This is a genomic window from Clostridium zhoujianii (genome assembly GCF_051590805.1).
Taxonomy (GTDB): domain Bacteria; phylum Bacillota; class Clostridia; order Clostridiales; family Clostridiaceae; genus Clostridium.
The window spans coordinates 93,894-115,991 of record NZ_JBPUTF010000003.1 but is presented as its reverse complement, the minus strand read 5'-3'; the positions used below and the strand labels follow the sequence as shown (position 1 = coordinate 115,991).

Below are 22,098 nucleotides of genomic sequence, written 5' to 3'. Positions count from 1 at the left end.
CTTTTAGCTTTTTTTACTATGTCCACAACAACCTATTTCTATGTCCTTATCACATACTTTTTTTAAATTATCTCTTACCTGTATCATTAATCTACGTAATAAGATTTTTTCCTCTACTGTAAATCCAGCAAAGCATTCCTTCTCTATCTCTTCATGTATAATAGCTAATTGCTTACATACCTCTATACCTGCATCAGTGATAAAAATTCTAGATACTCTTTGATCATTTACATCTTGTTCTCTCTTTATCATCTTAGTTTTTTCCATTCTCTTTATCATTACAGTAATAGTTGCTGCCTTTATCCCAAGATTTTCAGCTAACTCTCTCTGACTTTGTCCATTCTTCTTATATAATGAAAAAAGTAATGGTGGTTGCCCAGGATATAATCCAATTTTATCAAGTAGTGGCTGGCTTCTAACAAATTGTAGCCTCATTACTTGAGCAAAAACACGGTGTAATGATTCTTCAGGTATTAAACCCATTTTCATCCCCCCTTACTTAGTCGGCTAACTATTATATTAATCCATAATACTGCTAAAATCAAGTAAATGTGTCTATATTAATATTTATTTAATATTTTTTTACTTAGTCGACTAACTTTTGTAAATGTTATCACTATCTATTTTTCTACATTCCTTTCTACATAATCTAATATATTTATTTACTTCTTTTACTTATCTTATTCTATATAATTAATTATCTTTATATTTCTTCACATAAATAAAGTGCACCTTAGCTAGTGCACCTTATAAACTAAATAATCTTAATTTTAACTTCATCATATTGCGAAATATTAAATTCACTAATATCTATAGTATCAATAAAGTATTTCTGTTCGGAGATATCCACATTTAATTCTTTTTCGCCACAAATTATTTGAATTTTTTCCCCATCAATAATTTTTCCGAATACAGTTATAGTTTCAAAAAACTGACCATTATAATTAGAAAATAAATACTCAACTACATTTCCTTTTTTATCAGGAATAGCATCTATCGGCTTATCAACACCACGTAAAAAACTATTTGTTCCTACAGAATCATAAAATTGTATTGCTAATCTCCCTTTCCCTTCTATTTTCTCCTCTATTAGATACACCTTGCCTACTTTATTTATATCCTTTGATGCTAAAACATCAATATTTCTACTACCCAAAGCCTCAATTATTTCCTCTTCTTTAAAAGTATAATTTCTCTCAGCCTATTTATTGTCTTGCTCCTCTTTAAAGTAATTATTTCATAAATTAAGTACACAACTATTGATATAAAAAATAGTAACTCATATCCTATCCCAATCATAATCTTCTCCCTGGCAATCTTTTACATAAATTATACCCTAGATTATATTATCGTTTATTACTTAATTATTAAAAAATAAATCCCTTACTATTACGTAAGGGATTTATAACTATAATACTAGTCTAACTTCTTGTTGATCCAGCTCATCATTCCTCTTAGCTCTGCACCAACCTTTTCTATTTGATGTTCTGATTCCATTCTTCTAGTTGCCTTGAAGTTTGGTCTTCCTACCATATTTTCCATTAACCAATTTCTTGCGAAAGTACCATCTTGGATTTCAGTAAGAACCTTCTTCATTTCCTTCTTAGTATCTTCAGTGATTATTCTATTACCAATCATGTAGTCACCGTATTCTGCTGTGTCAGAGATTGAATATCTCATGGTAGCCATACCACCTTGGTACATTAAGTCTACGATTAACTTCATTTCATGCATACACTCGAAGTAAGCATTTTCTGGAGCATATCCAGCTTCAACTAAAGTTTCAAATCCAGCTTTAATTAATGCGGTAACACCACCACAAAGAACTGCTTGTTCTCCAAATAAATCTGTTTCAGTTTCGTCCTTGAATGTAGTTTCAAGCACTCCTGATCTAGCACCACCAACACCATTAGCATAAGCTAAAGCTAAATCCTTAGCATTTCCTGAAGCATCTTGGTGTACAGCTATTAAACATGGAACTCCTGATCCTTCTGTATAAGTTCTTCTTACCATATGTCCTGGTCCCTTTGGAGCAACCATAAATACATCTACATCTGCAGGTGGTTCTATTTGACCATAGTTTATATTAAATCCATGTGCAAATACTAAAGCATTTCCAGCTTCTAGGTAAGGTGCAATTTGCTCCTTATATATTGCTGCTTGTCTTTCATCTGGAACAAGTAACATAACAATATCAGCAGCCTTAACAGCTTCTGGAACTGTAGCAACCTTTAATCCATCATTTTCTGCAACCTCCCAAGATTTACTTCCATTATATAAACCAACTATAACTTCAATACCGCTATCATGTAAGTTTAATGCATGAGCATGTCCTTGGCTACCATAACCAATTACTGCTACCTTCTTCCCCTTTAAATAATCAAGATTTGTGTCCTTTTCGTAATACATTTTTACCATCTTCTATTCCTCCTAAAATTTATTGAAAATCTTCTTCTGTTATTATTTGATTAATGGGTGCACCAGGTGCAACCATTGGAAAAACTTTTTTGTCGTTACTAATTACATAATCAATAACTACCGGTTCCTTACTTTCTATTGCTTCTTTAAGTGCTGAATCTAATTCTTCTTTTTCAGTTACTCTTATTCCCCTAGCACCATATGCTTCTGCTAGTTTTACAAAGTCAGTCTTTCTATCTAAAGTAGTATGAGAATATCTAGCTTCATAGAAGAAATCCTGCCATTGTCTAACCATTCCTAATGAGTTATTATTCATTATTATTACTACTAATGGAAGCTTGTTTGTAACAGCTGTAGCAAGTTCATTACAATTCATTCCAAAGCTACCATCACCAGCTATATTTATAACTTTACATTCTGTTCTCCCCATTTGAGCTCCTATAGACGCTCCAAGACCGAAGCCCATAGTTCCTAATCCACCAGAAGATATGAATGTTCTTGGTTTCTTAAAGTTAAAGTATTGAGCTGCCCACATTTGATGTTGGCCAACTTCTGTTGTTATTATTATGCTTCCATCATTAAGCTCATTTATCTTGTCAAAAAGATATTTAGGTGCTAATTTTTCATCATTTTTTCCACTGACTACATTCTTTAACCCATCTATCTTTTCAAGCCACTCTTCATTTCTCTTAGGATTAACTGCTTTTATTAGTTTTTCTAAAACTAACTTAGCATCACCAACTAAGAATTCATCTACCTTAATATTTTTGTTGATTTCTGCTGGATCTACATCTATATGAATTATTTTTGCATTCTGTACATGCTCTGGACTACTTATTACTCTGTCAGAAAACCTAGCCCCTATAGCTATAAGCAAATCACACTTTGTAGCTGCAATATTAGATGCTTTTGTTCCGTGCATGCCTATCATTCCCGTATAAAGAGGATTATCATTATCTATAACTCCTTCTGCCATAAGAGTAGTACATACCGGAGCTCCTATCTTTTCAGCAAAAGTAACTAATTCCTCTGAAGCATCTGCTGATATTAATCCCCCACCAGCATATATATAAGGTTTATTTGACTTATTTATCAATTCCGCAACTTCCTTTATTGCTTCTTCTGTTATATACTTCTCTTTTCTTTTAACCTCTTTAGATTCTAACTTATGATAAGTTGTCTTGTTTGCAGTTATATCCTTAGGAATATCTATTAATACAGGTCCTGGTCTTCCTTCTTTTGCTATATAGAATGCTTCTCTTATAACATCTTGAAGATCATTAACATCCTTAACTATATAATTGTGCTTCGTTATTGGCATTGTAATACCTGCTATATCAACTTCTTGGAAACTATCCTTTCCCAATAGTGGCATGGTAACATTCCCTGTAATTGCTACCATAGGTATAGAATCCATATATGCTGTAGCAATTCCAGTTACTAAATTCGTAGCCCCTGGTCCTGAAGTTGCTAAACAAACTCCAACTTTACCAGTTGCTCTTGCATATCCATCTGCTGCATGTGCAGCACCCTGTTCATGGCATGTTAAGACGTGATTTATATCCTCACTATGCTTATATAATGCATCATAAATGTTTAGTACTGCTCCACCTGGATACCCAAAGATAGTATCTACGCCTTCATCAACTAACGAATTAATTAATATCTCAGCCCCTGTTAATAACATTTTGCCCCCTCCTTATCACATATTTTAATTTAACTTATCTTTTAACTATTTAAATACAGCTCCTGTACTTGCTGAAGTTACAAGTTTAGCATATCTAGCTAAATATCCTTCTGTAGCTCTTGGCTCAGGTTCTATAAAATTCTTTCTTCTTTCAGCTAATACTTCATCTGAAACTTTTAGCTCAAGCTTACCTGCATTAATGTCTATTGATATTGTATCCCCTTCTTCAACAAAAGCGATTAATCCACCTTCGGCAGCTTCTGGTGATACGTGTCCTATTGAAGCCCCCTTTGTTGCTCCACTAAACCTTCCATCTGTAATAAGAGCTACTTCCTTGTCTAACCCCATACCTGCTATTGTAGATGTAGGTGCTAGCATTTCTCTCATCCCTGGGCCACCCTTAGGTCCTTCATATCTAATTACAACAACATCTCCTGATACAATTTTCTTACTCTTAATTGCTGCTATTGCATCCTCTTCTGAATTAAATACTCTTGCTGGTCCTTCATGCTTAAGCATTTCTGGTGCAACTGCTGCTCTCTTAACTACTGCTCCATCAACTGCAAGATTTCCCCTAAGTATAGCTATACCACCTGTATGACTAAACGGTTCATCAACAGATTTTATTACACTATAGTCTTGAACATAAGAGTTCTTAGTATTTTCTCCTTGAGTCTTTCCTGTTGCAGTCATACAATCAAGATGAATTATATCCTTCTTGGAAAGTTCATTTATAACTGCCGAGATACCACCTGCATAATATAAATCTATAATATGAACTTGAGATGCAGGTGCTAAGTGACAAAGATTTGGCACTTTAGCTGATACTTCATTTATGATATCAAGGTTTATTGGTAATTTTGCTTCGTTTGCTATAGCTGTTAGATGTAAAACTGAATTTGTAGAACATCCAAGTGCCATTTCTACTGATAAAGCATTTTCTATAGCATCAACTGTAACTATATCCCTAGGCTTTATATCCTTTTCTAATAACTCCATTATTTTCATACCAGCTTGTTTTGCAAGTCTTATCCTCTCCGAATAAACCGCCGGAATAGTTCCATTTCCCGGTAATGCTAATCCTAAAACTTCTGTTAGACAGTTCATTGAGTTTGCTGTAAACATTCCTGAACATGCACCACAAGTTGGACACGCTTTTTCTTCTAATTCTTTAAGATCTGCCTCTAGCATTGTTCCATTTTCAAAAGCACCTACACCTTCAAAAACCGTTGTTAAAGATACATCTCCACCTTTAAATTTACCTGGTAGCATAGGCCCACCACTAGCAATTATTGCTGGTATATTTAATCTTAATGCCGCCATCATCATTCCTGGCACTATCTTATCGCAGTTTGGAATTAAAACTAATGCATCAAATCCATGAGCTTTTACCATACATTCAATTGTATCTGCTATAAGTTCTCTAGTTACTAAGGAATATCTCATTCCTTCATGCCCCATAGCAATTCCATCACATACTCCTATAGTTGGGAATACTAATGGAGTACCTCCTGCCATAAGAACACCTTTTTTAACACCTTCAACTATTTTATCTAAGTTTATGTGTCCTGGGATAATATCATTTTGTGAGGTTACTACTCCAATTAGAGGTCTATCTATTTCTTCATCTGTAAGACCAGCTGCTTTGAATAGTGACCTATGAGGAGCCCTTTCAGGTCCTCTTTTTACAACGTCACTTCTCATATATTTACATCTCCTTTTAAATCTTTTCCAAAATTAGTTTTGTCATCTCTTCTGTTCCTACTAGTTTCATTCCTTCACTCATAATGTCTCCAGTTCTATATCCATCCTCTAAAACACTAAGAACTGCTTTATCTATAACTAATGCCTCTTCATCTAATCCAAATGTATGCTTAAGCATCATTCCTGCTGATAAAATTGTTGCAAGAGGGTTTGCTATTCCAGTGCCTGCTATATCAGGAGCACTTCCATGAATCGGTTCATACATACCAAAACTATTTTCTCCTAAAGATGCTGATGGTAGCATTCCTATTGAACCTGTTACCATGCTAGCTTCATCAGATAATATATCTCCAAACATATTTGAAGTTACAATTACATCAAATTGTCTTGGATCTCTAACCATTTGCATCGCTGTATTATCTATATATAAATGATTTAATTCAACCTCAGGATAATCCTTAGCCACTTCCTCAACAATTCTTCTCCATAATCTTGAACTTTCAAGTATATTTGCCTTATCTACAGAAGTAACTTTTTTACTTCTCTTCATTGCTGATTCAAATGCTATCTTGGCTATTCTCCTTACTTCTTCCTCATCATATCTTTCAGTATCATAAGCTGCTGGAATTCCATTTACAGTTGTTAGTCCTCTTTCTCCAAAGTAAATACCACCAGTTAATTCCCTTACTACAAGAACATCAATTCCATCACCTATAATACTTTCCTTTAGTGGTGATGCATCTTTTAATGGTGCATATAATAATGCAGGTCTAAGATTACAATAAAGTCCTAATCCACCTCTTAACCCAAGAAGAGCTTGTTCTGGTCTTACCTTTGCTGTTGGTTCATCCCATTTAGGTCCACCTACTGCTCCAAGTAAAACTGCATCACTCTTCTTACAAGCTTCTAAAGTTTCTTCTGGTAGTGGTGTTCCAGTTTCATCTATTGCACATCCACCAGCAACTAAATATTCATAATCAAACTTGTGATTAAACTTTTCCCCAATTGCATTTAAAACCTTAATTGTTGATTCTATAACCTCAGGTCCTATTCCATCCCCTGGTATAACTGCTATATTATATTTCATCTTTCTAACCCCCAATTTATTAAAAGCCTACACTTTTGTGCTTATTTATTATTTTTGATGTATCCTATCAAGCCATCATTATCAATAATTTTTTGCATGAATTCTGGGAATGGTTCCCCTTGATAATCTTCATTTTTAGTTAAGTTCTTTATTACACCAGTTGAAAAATCTACTTCTAATTTATCTCCTGCCTCTATGGCCTTAACAGCTTCATCACATTCGAATATTGGTAGACCTATATTTATAGCATTTCTGTAAAATATTCTTGCAAATGTTGATGCTATAACACAACTTATCCCTGCTGCTTTAATAGCTATTGGCGCATGTTCTCTTGATGAACCACATCCAAAATTTTTATTAGCTACTATGAAGTCTCCTTGTTCAACATTTTTTACAAAATCTAAATCTATATCTTCCATACAGTGAGCTGCAAGCTCTTTGTGAACTGATGTATTTAAATATCTTGCTGGAATTATTACATCTGTATCAACATTATCTCCATATTTAAAAACCTTACCTGTTACTTTCATCTTCTAACTCCTCCTTAAACTAACTCTGGATCTGTAATTTTTCCTGTTAATGCTGATGCTGCTGCAACTGCTGGACTTGCTAAATATACTTCTGATTCAACATGTCCCATTCTTCCTACGAAGTTTCTGTTAGTTGTTGATACAGCTCTTTCACCAGCTGCTAATATTCCCATATGCCCTCCTAGACATGGCCCACAAGTTGGAGTTGAGAATATAGCTCCTGCCTCTACAAAATCCTTTATAATTCCTTCTTCTAAAGCTTGAAGATAAATCTTTTGAGTTCCAGGGAATACAATACATCTTAGTCCCTTCTTAACTTTCTTACCTTTTATAATGTCTCTAGCTACTCTTAAATCTGATATTCTACCATTTGTACATGAACCTATAACAACTTGGTCTATAGAAATATCACCAACATTGTCTATTGTTCTTGTGTTATCTGGTAAGTGTGGGAATGCTACTGTTGGTCTTAATGAACTTAAATCTATTTCATAAACCTCATCATACTCAGCATCCTCATCAGCCTCATACTTTTTCCATTCTCTTTTAGTATGCTCTTTTAAGTACTCTTCTGTCTTATCATCAACTGGGAAAATTCCATTCTTTCCACCAGCTTCTATTGCCATGTTTGCCATAGTAAATCTATCATCCATTGAAAGATAATTTATACCATCTCCTACAAACTCCATTGATCTGTATAAAGCTCCATCTACTCCTATCATCCCTATAATATGAAGTATAATATCTTTACCACTAACCCATTTAGCAGGTTTTCCTTTAAGAACAAATTTAATTGCTGAAGGAACCTTAAACCAACATTCTCCTGTCGCCATTCCTGCTGCCATATCAGTTGATCCAATACCAGTTGAGAATGCCCCTAATGCACCATAAGTACAAGTATGTGAATCTGCGCCTATAACAACATCTCCTGCTACTGCTAATCCTTTCTCTGGAATCAAGCAATGTTCTATTCCCATTTCTCCAACTTCAAAGTAATTTTCTATTCCATTATCTTCTGCGAATTCTCTTATATATTTAACTTGCTCTGCAGCCTTTATATCCTTATTTGGAGTGAAGTGATCTGGAACTATAGCTATTTGACTTTTGCTAAATACCTTCTCCACACCAAATTTTTTAAATTCAGTTACAGCAACAGGTGTTGTAATATCATTTCCTAATACTAAATCAAGCTTTGCCTCAATTAATTGTCCAGCCTTTACTTTTTCTAAACCAGCGTGAGCTGCTAATATTTTTTGCGTCATGGTCATTCCCATTTGTTAATCATCCCCCTTAAAAATATGTCTTTGCTTTTCTTTCAATATCTTTTATTAGCTTATATTCTATAGAATCCACTAGTGCTATCCAACTTGCTTGAATTACATCTCTTGATACCCCAACAGTACTCCAATTTTCCACACCATCTGTTGATTCTATTAAAACTCTTACCTTTGCTTCTGTAGCATTCTCCGAATCTAAGACCCTAACCTTATAATCCACAAGTCTTACATCCTTTAATTGAGGATAAAATACTTCAAGGGCTTTCCTTAAAGCTTTATCCAATGCATTTACAGGACCTTCTCCTCTAGCTGCACTCATTTCTTCTCTTTCATCTACAGTAATATTTATCATTACTGAGGATGTCATATCAGATTCTTCTGAAGGCTGTTCAGCAAATACCTTAAAATGATTTAGTTTAAAGAAAGGCTTATATTTTCCTATTATCTTTCTCATTACTAATTCAATTGTTCCTTCTGCTCCTTCAAACTGATATCCTTCATACTCTAATTCCTTTAGTTTATCAGTAATTTTTTGTACTTCTTCTCCATCTTTAGATATATTTGGAAATATCTTTTGAATTTCTGAAAGTATAGTGCTTTTACCACTTACTTCTGAAACTAAAAATCTTCTTCTATTACCTACTTTGTCAGGAATTATATGTTCGTAAGCTTTTGGTGTCTTACAAACTGCATCTATATGCATTCCACCTTTATGTGCGAATGCTGAGTTACCTACATATGGCGTCTCATCTCTTAATGTTATATTTGAAATTTCTGCTATGAATCTAGCAACTGTAGTTAGTTTAGATAGGTTGTTATCATCTATGATGTCTTGCCCCAATTTCAACTTTAATGTTGGAATAATTGTACTTAAATTTGCATTACCACATCTTTCACCTATTCCTATAAATGTTCCTTGAATGTGGTTTACCCCAACTTGCGCTGCCACTACAGAATTGGCTATAGCCATGCCAATATCATCGTGACAATGTATTCCTACGTTGCCCCCTATTTTGCTTATTGCTTCTGAAGTAATTTCTTTGATTTCATCCGGTAGTGTTCCTCCATTTGTATCACAGAGGACTACAACGCTTGCCCCAGCTTCCCTTGCGCATTTTATTGTGGATAATGCATATTCTTTATTTTCCTTATATCCATCAAAAAAATGCTCTGCATCATAAATTACTTCTTTATTTTTATCAGATAAATACTTAACTGTATCACTAATCATATTTAAATTCTCTTCTAATGAAGTTTTTAGTATCTCTTTAACCTGAAACTCCCATGACTTACCAAATACTACAGTTACCTCTGTCTCTGCTGATAGTAAGCTTTTCAGATTCTTATCTTCTTCAACTTTAATATTAGGTCTTCTAGTTGATCCAAAAGCTGCAATTTTCGAATTCTTTAATTGAACACCTTTAATCCTTTTAAAAAATTCCATATCCTTAGGATTAGATCCAGGATTGCCAGCCTCAATATAAGTGACCCCAATGTCATCTAGTACCTTCACTATCTTAATCTTATCTTCTAAAGAAAAAGATATTCCTTGCCCTTGAGCCCCGTCTCTCAAAGTAGAATCGAAAATACTAATTTTCTTTTCATCCACTAAAAACACCCCCTATTCTATTATTTACTCCTTATTACTATTCAGAATAATCATCATAACTTCTTATGCTTCTGTCTCCTCTTTCAAGTGCCGTTACCCCTGTTCTTACTAGCTCTTGAATTCCGTATTCCTCCATAAGCTTTATCAATGCTGAAATCTTGCTCTCATCACCTGTTAACTCAATTGTTAGAGTATCTACAGATATGTCTATTATCTTACTTCTAAAAATCTTTACAACTTCGTTGATTGCTGCCCTATTTTCTGCCTTTGCACTTACCTTAATTAGAACTAATTCTCTATACACTGAATTATCAGACTTAAGATCTATTACTTTTATCACATCTTCAAGCTTGTTCAATTGTTTCATAACCTGCTCTAATACATCTGCATTCCCCATTAATGTAATAGTCATTCTTGAAATTTTTTCATCTTCTGTTCTGCCTACTGTTAAGCTATCGATATTATAGCCTCTTCTTGAGAATAGTCCAGCGACTCTACTAAGCACCCCCGAAGAATTCTTAACTAAAACTGATAAAACATGCTTTTGTTCCATTCCCTTCCCCTCCTTAAATATCAAAATATTGCTTATTGCGTAAATTTAGTATAAAGGTATAAAAAGTCCCACCCTTAATGATATAGATCATAAGAGGTGGGAAAATACTCCGCCTAAAATAATATCACTAGGTTCTAACAAACCCTTGCCTATAACGGGTGCACACCGGATATCGCCTACTCACTTAAATATTCTAGCTTTCAGGATTCTGCTCTGGAGTGATAACTATCTAACTTAAAGTATCGATTCACACCTACCATCGACTCTCTGTAACTTTATCCTGTTAAATAACTGTCTCCTTCTTAGCATTTATTAAACTAAAAGGAACTATTTAGTTGTTCTTTTGTTAAGATTTTACTCTTATAGTTCCCTATTGTCAATAAAATATACATATTTTTATAAATTTAATATTATAAGACTATTGTTATTTGTTTTTACAAAATAACCACCCATTATATTTATCAATATATTAATAATACTTAAATTTTATTATTATCATTTAGTCTTTTTCTTATTTTTATTACTACTATAATATCAATTATGCCATTTTTTTATCATTTAACTAAAATAATATTTTATATAAAAAAGAAACGCTAAAAATACTTAGCGTTTCTAAAATCACATTATTTACATTTTTCTACTATCATATCAGCAAGGTTATGTGCCATCTTATCAATTTCCTCTTGATTTTCACCTTCTAGCATAACTCTTACTAAAGGTTCAGTACCAGATGGTCTTATTAGTACTCGTCCCTTACCCTGTAAACTTTCTTCTATTCTCACAATTTCAGCCTTTATTTCTTCATCTTCTAAGTATATATTCTTCTTATCATTTGGAACAGTTGCATTAGCTAATACCTGTGGAAGTTCCTTCATTATAGAACACAATTCACTTAAAGTTTTCTTTTCCTTCTTAACTATTGATGCTACTTGAAGTGCTGTAACTAGTCCATCTCCTGTTGTATTATAGTCTAGGAATATGATGTGTCCTGATTGTTCTCCACCAAGTACATATTTTCCTTTAACCATTGATTCAAGAACATATCTATCTCCAACCTTAGTTTTAATAGTATTTATCCCCATCTCTTTGCAGGCTATCTCTAATCCTAAATTACTCATAACAGTGACAACTAGCATATCGTCTTTTAATCTTTTAATATCTTTTAAGTGTTTTCCACAAAGGGCTAATATAAAATCTCCATCTATTAATTTACCTTTTTCATCTACTGCTAAACACCTATCAGCATCTCCATCAAAAGCAAACCCGATGTCACACCCCTTTTTTACAACATACTCCATTAACTCTTCTGGATGTGTTGATCCACAGCTTTCATTTATATTAGTACCATCTGGATTATCATTAATTACATAAACGTCAGCACCTAATTCTCTAAAGGTTCTTACAGCTGCTTCGTAGGCTGATCCATTTGCGCAATCTAGGGCTACCTTTAAACCTTCTAAATTTACAGCTATAGTCTCTTTAGCAAATTCTATATAGTCTTCTAATGCCCCAACCTCTATTATTTCTCTTCCAAGAGCCGTTCCTGTAGGGCTTGGAACTCCTTCAAACTTGCTTTCTATAACTCTTTGAATCTCATCTTCTAAGTCATCAGAAAGTTTATATCCTTTATCATTAAAGAATTTAATTCCGTTATATTCTACTGGATTATGAGAAGCTGATATCATTATACCTGCATCTGCGCCATACTTTCTTGTTAAATGTGCAACTGCTGGTGTTGGTACTACACCTAATATAACTGCCTCAGCACCAACAGATAAAATACCCGCAACTAATGCTGCCTCTAGCATATCTCCTGATATTCTTGTATCTTTACCTACTAGTATTTTAGGTTTATGAGCTCCTTCTGTTAATACGTATGCTCCAGCTCTTCCAAGATTATATGCTAATTCAGCAGTTAACTCTGTATTTGCTATACCTCTTACCCCATCAGTTCCAAACATTCTACTCATATATATACCTCTCTTTAATTCATAATCATTTTATTCTTGTGTATTTATCTATAATTTAGTATAGTCTTTTCCTTTAATATTGACAACATTATCTATTCTTTTAATCTACCAAGGATAATGTTATAACCTTCTGTTCCATAATTTAAACATCTATTTACCCTACTTATTGTAGCCGTACTAGCTTTTGTTATCTCTGCTATTTCTGTATAAGTCTTTTTTTCACTTAATAATTTAGCTACTTGTATTCTTTGGGCTAAAGCCTTAACCTCATTTATAGTTGCTACGTCTTCAAAAAATTTATAACACTCTTCAATACTTTCCAATTTCAAAATTGCATTGAATAATAAATCCATTTCCTCACTCTTAATCTTTGAATCTATGTTGCTCATTGTCTTCACTCCTTAGATTTATATCTATCCATAATTATACCTAAAGCTTTAACAATTCACAACTTTAACCATTTAAAGTGTATTTATATTTCAGTATTCATTTCCCCATCCGGATCACTCATTTCTCCTAATCCCTTAATTTTTATATCTCTATATATACTTTTGGTTGGCAATAACCAAACCTCACCAGTTCCTTTATATACATTTAATAGTCCTTCACCATTTGTAGCACTACCAATAATAGATGATGATTTCTCAACAGTAAATTTAACATTACTAGTTCTAAGTACTGCAAAGTTCCCATCAACTTTTAAGGTATCATTAAATAATTTACATTTAAATATTTCTGATTCAGGAACCGGAAGCTCTAATACAACAATTCCACTACCTGAAATACTCGTTTGATATAGTCCCTCATTTCCAAATAACATTGAAGAAACGCTTTTTTGCATACTTGATCCTATTTCAACTTCCTCTTCACAGGCATAAAATAATCCATCGTCAACTATTATCTCTTCATCTTCTAACTCAATTAATGCATAGTGACCAAAGGATGGTTCTAGGAAAATTTCTCCTGTCCCTTCATATGTAGGTTTAAACATGGTCTCACCAGTCAGTTTACTATTAATAAACTTTTTTCCTAAACCAACAACACCACCAGTTTTATTCTTTATTGCTATATCACCCTTCATATAACTTAAAGCGCCAGACTCAAGCTTAACAGAACTATCTTCCAATATAATTCTTACTTGCCTTAATTTTATTCCAGCATCATTCATAACCTGTAATCCAAAAGCGGTCTCAATATCTGTTGCTCCTTCAAGCTTATCAAATTCTAAAACTTGAAATTTTGAATCGTTAGACATTTGTGACAACATTGTTAATTTATTTTCTGAGTTTATTGATGTTCTCATAATATCACCCCTTAAATTTCTATGATTATTTTACCATAATATCATTTTAAAATCCTTCTACTAAGAAATTCAAAAGAAAATCTTAATATATCGATATCCTTCTCACAAGAATTAATTTATAATAATTATAATAAAAGTAATATTTAGCATTTTTTGAATATTTCATTGTAACATTTAATTTTAAAATGTCCTAGGGGGAGAGAAAATATAATGATTAACAACAAAGTACTAATTGTAGAAGATGAGATATCAATAAACGATATCTTAACATCCGCCTTAAGATCTGAAGGATATAATGTACGAAGTGCATTTAACGGTAAAGAGGCTCGATTACTATTAAAGGATTTTAATCCTGATATAACCCTTCTAGATATTAATCTGCCAGATGAAAGTGGATTTGATATTTGTAGGGATATAAATCAAAATTATTCTATACCAATACTAATTCTTACTGCACGAACTGATATTTTTGATAAGGTCCTTGGCCTTGAACTTGGTGCAGATGACTACATTACAAAACCATTTCATATAAAAGAAGTTTTAGCAAGAGTTAAGATTGCCTTAAGGCGAGTAGATAAATATAAATTTAAAAAAGATAATAATCTTATTAAATTAAATAGAGATGTAAAAATAAATTATGAAAGCAGAATTGTTTTCAAAAATGATATTCAGGTTAAATTAAAACCTAGGGAATATGACTTATTAGAATTTCTAGCTAAAAATAGAAATAAAGTATTCTCTAGAGAAGTAATATTGAATCAACTTTGGGGATTTGATTATGATGGTGATGACCGTACTGTAGATGTACATATAAGACGATTAAGAAGCAAATTAGATGATAATAATTCCCTTATCGAAACGGTATTTTCAATTGGTTATGTAATGAGGTCCTATAATGAAGATTAAAACTAAAATAATCCTTAGCTTAGGTACAATTTTAGTAGTCCTAGGTATTATATTAAATATTTCTATAAGAAATATCCTTATAGATAAAATGGAGACCACTATTAAGGAATCTTTAACACAACTAATGGGGAGTATGACTGAGTCAATTAAATACAGAATTCTATTAAATTCGGCTGATACAGATAAGGCTAAATTTAAAATTGAATCTAATTATCTAATGAAATATTTAACTTTAAACAATGATTGCTTTCTAGAAATTAAGGATATTAATAATAATATTCTAGCTAACAACACTGATGAAATATTTAAAAATGATATTGATAAACTTAATTCAAGAACTCAAAACGGAAGTGCTATTATCTATATAAAATACATAAATGATAGTGCCTTTGGTATTTTATCATACCCTATCTATGTAAATAACAACCAATTGGGAGTAATTAACACAACCAAGGAATATAATGATATCTACTCCTCTAATTTAGATACTATTAATATGATTACAGTTATAGAAGTAGTAATCTTTATGTCCATATTTTTTATTGCCTATATAATTACCACCAAAATCATAGGACCTATTGTTCAACTTACAGATGGTGTTAAGAAGATTGAAGAAGGTAATTATGAATTCTCTATTACTCCTAAAGGAAACGATGAAGTTAGTATACTTTCAAGGGAATTCATCAATATGAAGGAAAAAATTAAAGGTCAACTTGAAACTATTAATTCTGAAAAAGATAAAGTTGAAACTTTAGAAAAGCATCGAAAAGAATTTTTTGATAATGTAACCCATGAACTTAAAACCCCATTAACTGCTATTACAGGTTATGCTGAAATGCTTAAAGATGATATGGTTCCTGATGAAGAGTTTAAAAGAAGAGCTCTTGATAGAATTTATAGTGAGAGTGAGCGAATTCATAATTTGGTTCTAGATTTAATTGATGTATCTAAGGGCCAAAGTCAAACGAATGAGGAGATAATTACAATTAATATAAAAAATATTTTAACCGAAATAATCAAGGATATGAATATAAAAGCAAATAAATATTCCCTAAGTATAATTGGTACACTTGAAGATGGTGTCATAAAAGGCCAAGAGAATAAACTGAAGCAACTTTTTATAAACCTTCTCGATAATGCAATCAAGTATTCAAGCGACACTTTAGATATTACCGTTGTCTCCTATATCTCCACTAATTATTATTGTATAGAAATTAAAAATAGCTCAAATATTATTCCTGAGGATATCTTTAACTCTATATTTAATCCTTTTGTAAAAACTAACAATTCAAAAGAAAAAAGTAGTAGTGGATTAGGATTATATATTGCTAATGAAATAATCAATGATCATAACGGAGAAATTTATATAGATAATGGTGAAATAGTAACTATAATGGTAAAATTACCTCTCCTGTTAACAAGTTGATAATATCTTAACTAAATTTAGCAATTAATTACCCATAATATATAAATATAAACTAAATATAGGAGTGATTAAAAATGAAACGAACTATTTATTTAAAGGTATTATCATTATTTATTTTAACCTTCTTATCCATCACTATTATTGGATGCAGTCCTTCAAACAAGGAAATTCTTCTAACCACAAATGTTGCAGAAGATATGAAGATCCAAGAAAATTCTATTCTTCAATCTTTAGAAGAAGGTAATAACTTTCTTCAAGAAAAAAATTTTACTGAAGCAAAAAAATCTTATGAAAAAGCAATATCTTGTGATAAAAACAACTTAGACACCTATGTTGAAATTAGAGATAAGTATTTAGATGCTAACAGACTAGATGATGCTTATTACTTTATAAAGCTATCAATAGATAATAATGTTGATAGAGATAATATGATAGCAGCACTAAATGATATTCAATCAAAGTTTGATACTACAACTATAAATAATACTATTAATATTAATACAAACTACACCTTACCTGAAGAAGTACCTATTTCTATTAATGGTGAATCAAATAAAGTAAAAATTCAATGGGAAAATAAGAATGTTAATACAAGCACTCTTGGCACCTTTTCCTTTAATGGAATATCAGATGAGTATGGTAGAAAAGTACTTCTTAACTTAACTGTCAGAAAACCTATAAAAGAAAAAAAGATTGGTTTCATAACTAATTTTTATGAGAAAAATGGAGAGGCTTATATCACTTTTGATGAAGCACAATTCTTCATAGATACAGAAACTGATAAAACTGCTACAAATGAAGCACTTAAAGATGGGCGAAATATCCACGATGGTGGTTTCTCTGAAGATGGCCTAATCTACAATAGCTATTATATTAAAAACTCGAGCACAGCTACAAAAGAATATAAACTTTCCAAATCTACTAAATTCCTTTTATGCAGATTTATAGTAGATAAAAATTCAGATATAAGCGCAAACACAGCTCAACCTACGTCTGTAGATTATACTACTTTTAGTAAGTATATTGCTACTGCAAGAGGGTATTCCCATCAGCCAAGCCACGCTTTATTATTTTGGATTGATACGGAAGATAATATAGTTAATAACATTGATATGCAATATGCTCCATAGTTTATTAACTATGTAATTCGCAAACTATAGTTTTACACGCAAGAATGGCATCAAATCCAAGTTCAACGACTTAAAAACAATATAATCATAAATTTGACCCATACGAAAATATTCTTATACGATAATGTAAAAAAATTATAACTGTTGATCGCTTATCTAAAAATTAGCTTTCAGCAGTTTTTCCTTTTATCCCGATATCTCATATCTTCTTATCTAATTCACCCTGATATTCCGATATTATTCTGAATATATTTTTGCAAAACAAAAAAAAGCTGTAGTTTTATCTACAGCTTGCAATAATCAAAATTATCTTCTATTTTGTTCTTTCTTAGCTATTCTACAAGATGTACATCTTGTTGGCTCATTATCGAATCCCTTTTCCTTGTAGAATTCTTGCTCCCCTACTGAAAATATGAATTCACTACCGCAATCTCTACATACTATTGTTTTATCTGTCATAAATGTTCCTCCTAAATTTAAAGATTCTAATTTGATAATACTCCCTAATTTTGAGGAAACTATTTACCTAAATGAAACTTTTTGTTGTTAGCATTTGCTACTCTCTTATAATAACATATATTTTGATATATTTCAATCAAAAATTACTAATTTATTCTAATAAAACCATATTTTATCACTTATTTTTCACACAAAAAGAGCTGTTTTACAACATCCCCTTTTTATCCTAATAAACCTTAGCCTTTTCTTCCCCATCAAGAACTCTAATAGCTCCTTGAGCTAAAGCTAATAATTCATCTTCTCCTGGATATACTTTTATTTCAGAAATCCAGCTTACTCTCTTCGAAATTGCTTCAACAACTACTGGTGAATAAGCAATTCCTCCTGTTAGTAATATTCTATCAACCTTACCTTCAAGAACTGTTGCCATCGCACCAATTTCTTTTGCCACTTGATATATAAATGCATCAAATAATATAGCAGCTTTTTTATCTCCATCTTCCATAAGCTTTAATACATCCCTCATATCATTAGAGTTTATATAAGCATTAAGCCCACCATTACCAACTAACTTGCTGTATATTTCTTTTTCTGTATATTTTCCACTAAAGCAAAGCTTAACTAAATCTCCTGCTGGAACTCCTCCTGCTCTTTCTGGTGAAAATGCTCCATCTCCATCAAGGGCATTATTAACATCTATAACCCTACCATTCTTATGGGCTCCAACAGAAACTCCTCCACCCATATGAGTTACAATAAGATTTAAATTCTCGTATCCTTTTCCACTTTCCTTACCATATCTCTTAGCAACAGCTTTTTGGTTTAAAGCATGGAATTTACTCTTTCTTGGTAGCTCAGGAACTCCTGAAAATCTTGCTACTTCATCTAATTCATCAACAACAACTGGATCAACAATAAATGCTGGAACCCCTAATTCTTTAGCTATTTCATTTGATAATATTCCACCAAGATTTGAAGCATGTTGTCCTTGTACTCCAACCTTTAGGTCTTCTAATAATTCTTCTGTAACTGCATATGTTCCACCTGCCATTGGCTTTAGCATTCCACCTCTACCAACAACTGCGTTTAAAGTCTTTATATCAAAGTTTTTATCCTTTAATATATTCAATATAACTTCTTTTCTAAAATTTCTTTGGTCGTATATTGTATCATACTTAGCAATTTCTTCTGATGAATGTCTTAATGTTTCTTCAAATAATTCTTTTTCATTTTCATACACTCCAATTTTAGTTGAAGTAGAACCTGGATTGATAATTAGTAACTTATATGACATATCATAAACCTCCATGAATTCTATTATTTTGAAGCTTCTGCAACTATAGCTGCTAAAGCAATTGAATTTACTTTTGTTTCAAAACTATCTGCTCTTGAAGTTAATATAACTGGTGCTGATGTACCTACTAGTAAACCACCATTTCTTGATTTTGAGGTGTAAGTTAAGCACTTATACATAACATTTGCAGTTTCAATGTTTGGAAGCATAATTACATCAGCCTTACCTGCAACTGGTCCTGTTATTCCTTTATGATGAGCTGCTTCTTCTGATAATGCATTATCTAATGCTAAAGGTCCATCAATTATACATCCCTTTATTTGTCCTCTTTCATTCATTTTTGATAATAATGAAGCATCAATTGTTGCTGGCATATCTGGATTAACAATTTCAACTGCACATACTGGTGCAACCTTTGGACAATCTATACCACAAGCCTTAGCAACAGAAACTGAGTTTTGAACTATTTGAATCTTAGCTTTTAAATCTGGATATGTATTAAATGCAGCATCTGTTAAGAATATCAATCTATCAAATCCTTCTATCTCAAAGACTGCTACATGAGACATAACCTTACCAGTTCTAAGTCCTACTTCTTTATTTAATACACTTCTTAAGAATGTTGCCGTATCAACTAACCCCTTCATTACCATATCAGCTCTTCCACTAGATACTAATTGAACTGCAAAAAGTGTAGCTTTCTTTACATCCGGCTCATGAATCACTTCAAATTGAGTTATATCCATCCCAATAGAGTCTGCTATTTCTTTAATCTTATCCTTATCCCCTACTAATATTGCGTCTGCAATTCCTTGTTCTTTAGCAGCTTTAATAGCTTCTAACACTGGTTCATCTTGTGCCACTGCAACTGAAACTTTTTTTCTTTGACAAACCTTAACCTTTGATAATAAATCGTCAAAATTTTTACTCATATTTATGCACCTCTTACAAATTTTTTATAATTTTTTACTACTTTCTTTATAAATACACCATCAAAAATAACTTTATTTCATTTTTTCAAAAATATAATGTTAAAATTATAACAATCATAGCTATAATTTTTCCATTTATACCACTTTCATTGTAACAAAAAATATCCTGAAAACTCAAGTTTTCAGAATATTTTAAATATTATATTTGTTTATACTCACTCATTATTCTCTCAGCTACCTTAATTCCATCTACTGCTGCAGATATAATTCCACCTGCAAATCCAGCACCTTCACCCGTTGGATATAGTCCTTTAGTGTTTATACTTTCTAGATTTTCATCTCTAGTCATTCTTACTGGAGCCGATGTTCTTGTTTCAATACCAGTAAGAACAGCATCATCCATAGCATAGCCTTTAATTCTACTATCAAACTTTACTATACCTTCCTTTATTGCTTCCACAACATAATTAGGTAAACATTCCCTTAAATCTCTAAATTCAAATCCTGGTTTATAGCTTGGTATAACACTTCCTAACTTAGTACTTACTCTATCATTTAAAAAGTCTCCAACTAATTGAACAGGTGCTTTATATTTTCCTCCTCCAAGTTTAAATGCTAATTCCTCATATTTTCTTTGGAATTCCATACCACTTAATGGAGAATCCCCTTCAAAATCTTCTGGTCCTACTGTAACCACTAATGCTGAGTTTGCATTATCTAAATCTCTTGCATGATAACTCATTCCATTTGATACAAGTCTTCCTTCTTCTGATGCTGCTGCTACAACAACTCCACCTGGACACATACAGAATGAATATATACCCCTATTAAGCTTTTCACTTTGGCAAACTAATTTATAGTCTGCGGCATTAAGCCTTGGATGACCTGCATATTGACCATATTGACTATTATTAATCATACTTTGTGGATGTTCAATTCTTACTCCAACCGCAAATGCTTTAGGTTGCATGAATACCCCTTCTTTATGAAGCATCTCATAAGTATCCCTTGAACTATGACCAATAGCTAATACTAGGGATTCACATGGCATAGACTTTCCATTAATAACTATACTTTCAAGCTTACCATCTTTAATTTCTACTTTTTCTAACTTAGAGTTAAAATGGACTTCTCCGCCCAGTGCTTTTATTTCCTCCCTAATAGACTTAACCACGTCTTTTAGTATATCAGTTCCTACATGAGGCTTTCCAGCATATACTATTTCTTTTGGTGCTCCTGCTTTCACTAACTCTTCTAATACAAAACCACATCTATTATCCTTAATTCTTGTAGTAAGTTTCCCATCTGAAAATGCACCTGCTCCACCTTCTCCAAATTGGACATTTGATTCAAGATTCAAGTCCGAAGTACCATTCCAAAATGATTCAACAGTCTTAGTTCTATTATCAACATCTTCTCCCCTTTCAAATATAACAGGCTTATATCCATGTTTAGCTAGTGTTAATGCTGCAAATAGACCTGCTGGGCCTAATCCGATTACTACTGGCCTAGTTTTTGGCTCCTTTAATCCATACTTAAAATCTTCTTTTATTTCATTATCCTCAAATTTTACATCTTTATCTTTTATTCTTGATACTATTCTTTTCTCTCCATTGCATCTAATATCTACACAATAGTTAAATTTAATATTATCTTTCTTTCTAGCATCAATACTTTCTTTAAGTATTTTTAACTTTATTATCTCATCCTCTGAAATCTTAAGCTTCTTCGCTACCTTTTTCTTAATATCTTCTATTGGCTCATCTATATTTAGATTTATATTATTAATTCTAATACTCATTACTTTCTCCCT

The 22,098-nt window shown here is 32.3% G+C and carries 20 protein-coding genes; 3 read left to right on the top strand and 17 right to left on the bottom strand.

Annotated features, from left to right (window positions below):
* Positions 1-3: 3 nt before the first annotated feature.
* The 13 genes from ACSYT2_RS15355 to ACSYT2_RS15295 all read right to left on the bottom strand — a co-directional run bounded on the left by ACSYT2_RS15355 (position 4) and on the right by ACSYT2_RS15295 (position 14,138).
* Complete coding sequence (locus ACSYT2_RS15355; protein ID WP_430857690.1) at positions 4-483, bottom strand: MarR family winged helix-turn-helix transcriptional regulator; 480 nt, start codon at positions 481-483, stop codon at positions 4-6.
* Positions 484-754: 271 nt separating this feature from the next.
* Positions 755-1,156, bottom strand: coding sequence for a hypothetical protein (locus ACSYT2_RS15350; protein ID WP_430857691.1), 402 nt, complete (start codon positions 1,154-1,156; stop codon positions 755-757).
* Positions 1,157-1,416: 260 nt separating this feature from the next.
* A complete protein-coding gene (gene ilvC, locus ACSYT2_RS15345; protein WP_430857692.1) occupies positions 1,417-2,418 on the bottom strand; it encodes a ketol-acid reductoisomerase in 1,002 nt (333 codons plus the stop codon).
* A gap of 19 nt (positions 2,419-2,437) precedes the next feature.
* Positions 2,438-4,105 carry a biosynthetic-type acetolactate synthase large subunit gene (ilvB, locus tag ACSYT2_RS15340; protein ID WP_438385124.1) on the bottom strand — a complete coding sequence of 556 codons (1,668 nt, stop codon included), beginning with the start codon at positions 4,103-4,105 and terminating at the stop codon, positions 2,438-2,440.
* A 45-nt stretch (positions 4,106-4,150) separates the two neighbouring features.
* The gene (ilvD, locus tag ACSYT2_RS15335) at positions 4,151-5,809 is read right to left on the bottom strand and encodes a dihydroxy-acid dehydratase (protein ID WP_430857694.1); all 1,659 of its coding nucleotides are present in this window, start codon (positions 5,807-5,809) and stop codon (positions 4,151-4,153) included.
* 16 nt (positions 5,810-5,825) lie between these two features.
* Positions 5,826-6,896 (bottom strand): 3-isopropylmalate dehydrogenase, encoded by a 1,071-nt coding sequence (leuB, locus tag ACSYT2_RS15330; protein WP_438385123.1) that lies wholly within the window; start codon positions 6,894-6,896, stop codon positions 5,826-5,828.
* Between the two features lie 41 nt (positions 6,897-6,937).
* On the bottom strand, positions 6,938-7,426 hold the full coding sequence (gene leuD / locus ACSYT2_RS15325; RefSeq protein WP_430857696.1) for a 3-isopropylmalate dehydratase small subunit: 489 nt from the start codon (positions 7,424-7,426) through the stop codon (positions 6,938-6,940).
* A gap of 14 nt (positions 7,427-7,440) precedes the next feature.
* A complete protein-coding gene (gene leuC, locus ACSYT2_RS15320) occupies positions 7,441-8,700 on the bottom strand; it encodes a 3-isopropylmalate dehydratase large subunit (protein WP_430857697.1) in 1,260 nt (419 codons plus the stop codon).
* Between the two features lie 16 nt (positions 8,701-8,716).
* Positions 8,717-10,312, bottom strand: coding sequence for a citramalate synthase (cimA, locus tag ACSYT2_RS15315; protein ID WP_430857698.1), 1,596 nt, complete (start codon positions 10,310-10,312; stop codon positions 8,717-8,719).
* Between the two features lie 37 nt (positions 10,313-10,349).
* Positions 10,350-10,865, bottom strand: a complete 516-nt coding sequence (gene ilvN, locus ACSYT2_RS15310) for an acetolactate synthase small subunit (RefSeq protein ID WP_430857699.1) — start codon at positions 10,863-10,865, stop codon at positions 10,350-10,352.
* 623 nt (positions 10,866-11,488) lie between these two features.
* Positions 11,489-12,835, bottom strand: coding sequence for a phosphoglucosamine mutase (gene glmM / locus ACSYT2_RS15305; RefSeq protein ID WP_430857700.1), 1,347 nt, complete (start codon positions 12,833-12,835; stop codon positions 11,489-11,491).
* 92 nt (positions 12,836-12,927) lie between these two features.
* Positions 12,928-13,224, bottom strand: coding sequence for a YerC/YecD family TrpR-related protein (locus ACSYT2_RS15300; RefSeq protein WP_430857701.1), 297 nt, complete (start codon positions 13,222-13,224; stop codon positions 12,928-12,930).
* 83 nt (positions 13,225-13,307) lie between these two features.
* Positions 13,308-14,138: an AIM24 family protein gene (locus ACSYT2_RS15295; RefSeq protein WP_430857702.1), complete on the bottom strand. Its 831-nt coding sequence runs from the start codon at positions 14,136-14,138 to the stop codon at positions 13,308-13,310.
* Between the two features lie 213 nt (positions 14,139-14,351).
* Between ACSYT2_RS15295 and ACSYT2_RS15290 the strand changes: the two genes are divergently transcribed.
* The 3 genes from ACSYT2_RS15290 to ACSYT2_RS15280 all read left to right on the top strand — a co-directional run bounded on the left by ACSYT2_RS15290 (position 14,352) and on the right by ACSYT2_RS15280 (position 17,600).
* Positions 14,352-15,044, top strand: a complete 693-nt coding sequence (locus ACSYT2_RS15290) for a response regulator transcription factor (RefSeq protein ID WP_438385167.1) — start codon at positions 14,352-14,354, stop codon at positions 15,042-15,044.
* On the top strand, positions 15,034-16,470 hold the full coding sequence (locus ACSYT2_RS15285) for a sensor histidine kinase (RefSeq protein WP_438385122.1): 1,437 nt from the start codon (positions 15,034-15,036) through the stop codon (positions 16,468-16,470). Before ACSYT2_RS15290 ends, ACSYT2_RS15285 begins: the two co-directional genes overlap by 11 nt.
* A 74-nt stretch (positions 16,471-16,544) precedes the next feature.
* A complete protein-coding gene (locus ACSYT2_RS15280) occupies positions 16,545-17,600 on the top strand; it encodes an Ig-like domain-containing protein (protein ID WP_438385121.1) in 1,056 nt (351 codons plus the stop codon).
* Between the two features lie 306 nt (positions 17,601-17,906).
* Here the strand turns inward: ACSYT2_RS15280 and ACSYT2_RS15275 are convergent, their stop codons facing one another.
* From ACSYT2_RS15275 to ACSYT2_RS15260, 4 genes are all read right to left on the bottom strand, one after another.
* On the bottom strand, positions 17,907-18,059 hold the full coding sequence (locus ACSYT2_RS15275; protein WP_438385120.1) for a zinc-ribbon domain-containing protein: 153 nt from the start codon (positions 18,057-18,059) through the stop codon (positions 17,907-17,909).
* A gap of 226 nt (positions 18,060-18,285) precedes the next feature.
* Entirely contained in the window at positions 18,286-19,353 is a 1,068-nt protein-coding gene (buk, locus tag ACSYT2_RS15270) for a butyrate kinase (protein WP_438385119.1), read from the bottom strand.
* Positions 19,354-19,376: 23 nt separating this feature from the next.
* Entirely contained in the window at positions 19,377-20,285 is a 909-nt protein-coding gene (gene ptb / locus ACSYT2_RS15265; protein ID WP_438385118.1) for a phosphate butyryltransferase, read from the bottom strand.
* Between the two features lie 199 nt (positions 20,286-20,484).
* Entirely contained in the window at positions 20,485-22,086 is a 1,602-nt protein-coding gene (locus ACSYT2_RS15260; RefSeq protein ID WP_430857707.1) for an NAD(P)/FAD-dependent oxidoreductase, read from the bottom strand.
* Between the last annotated feature and the right edge of the window lie 12 nt (positions 22,087-22,098).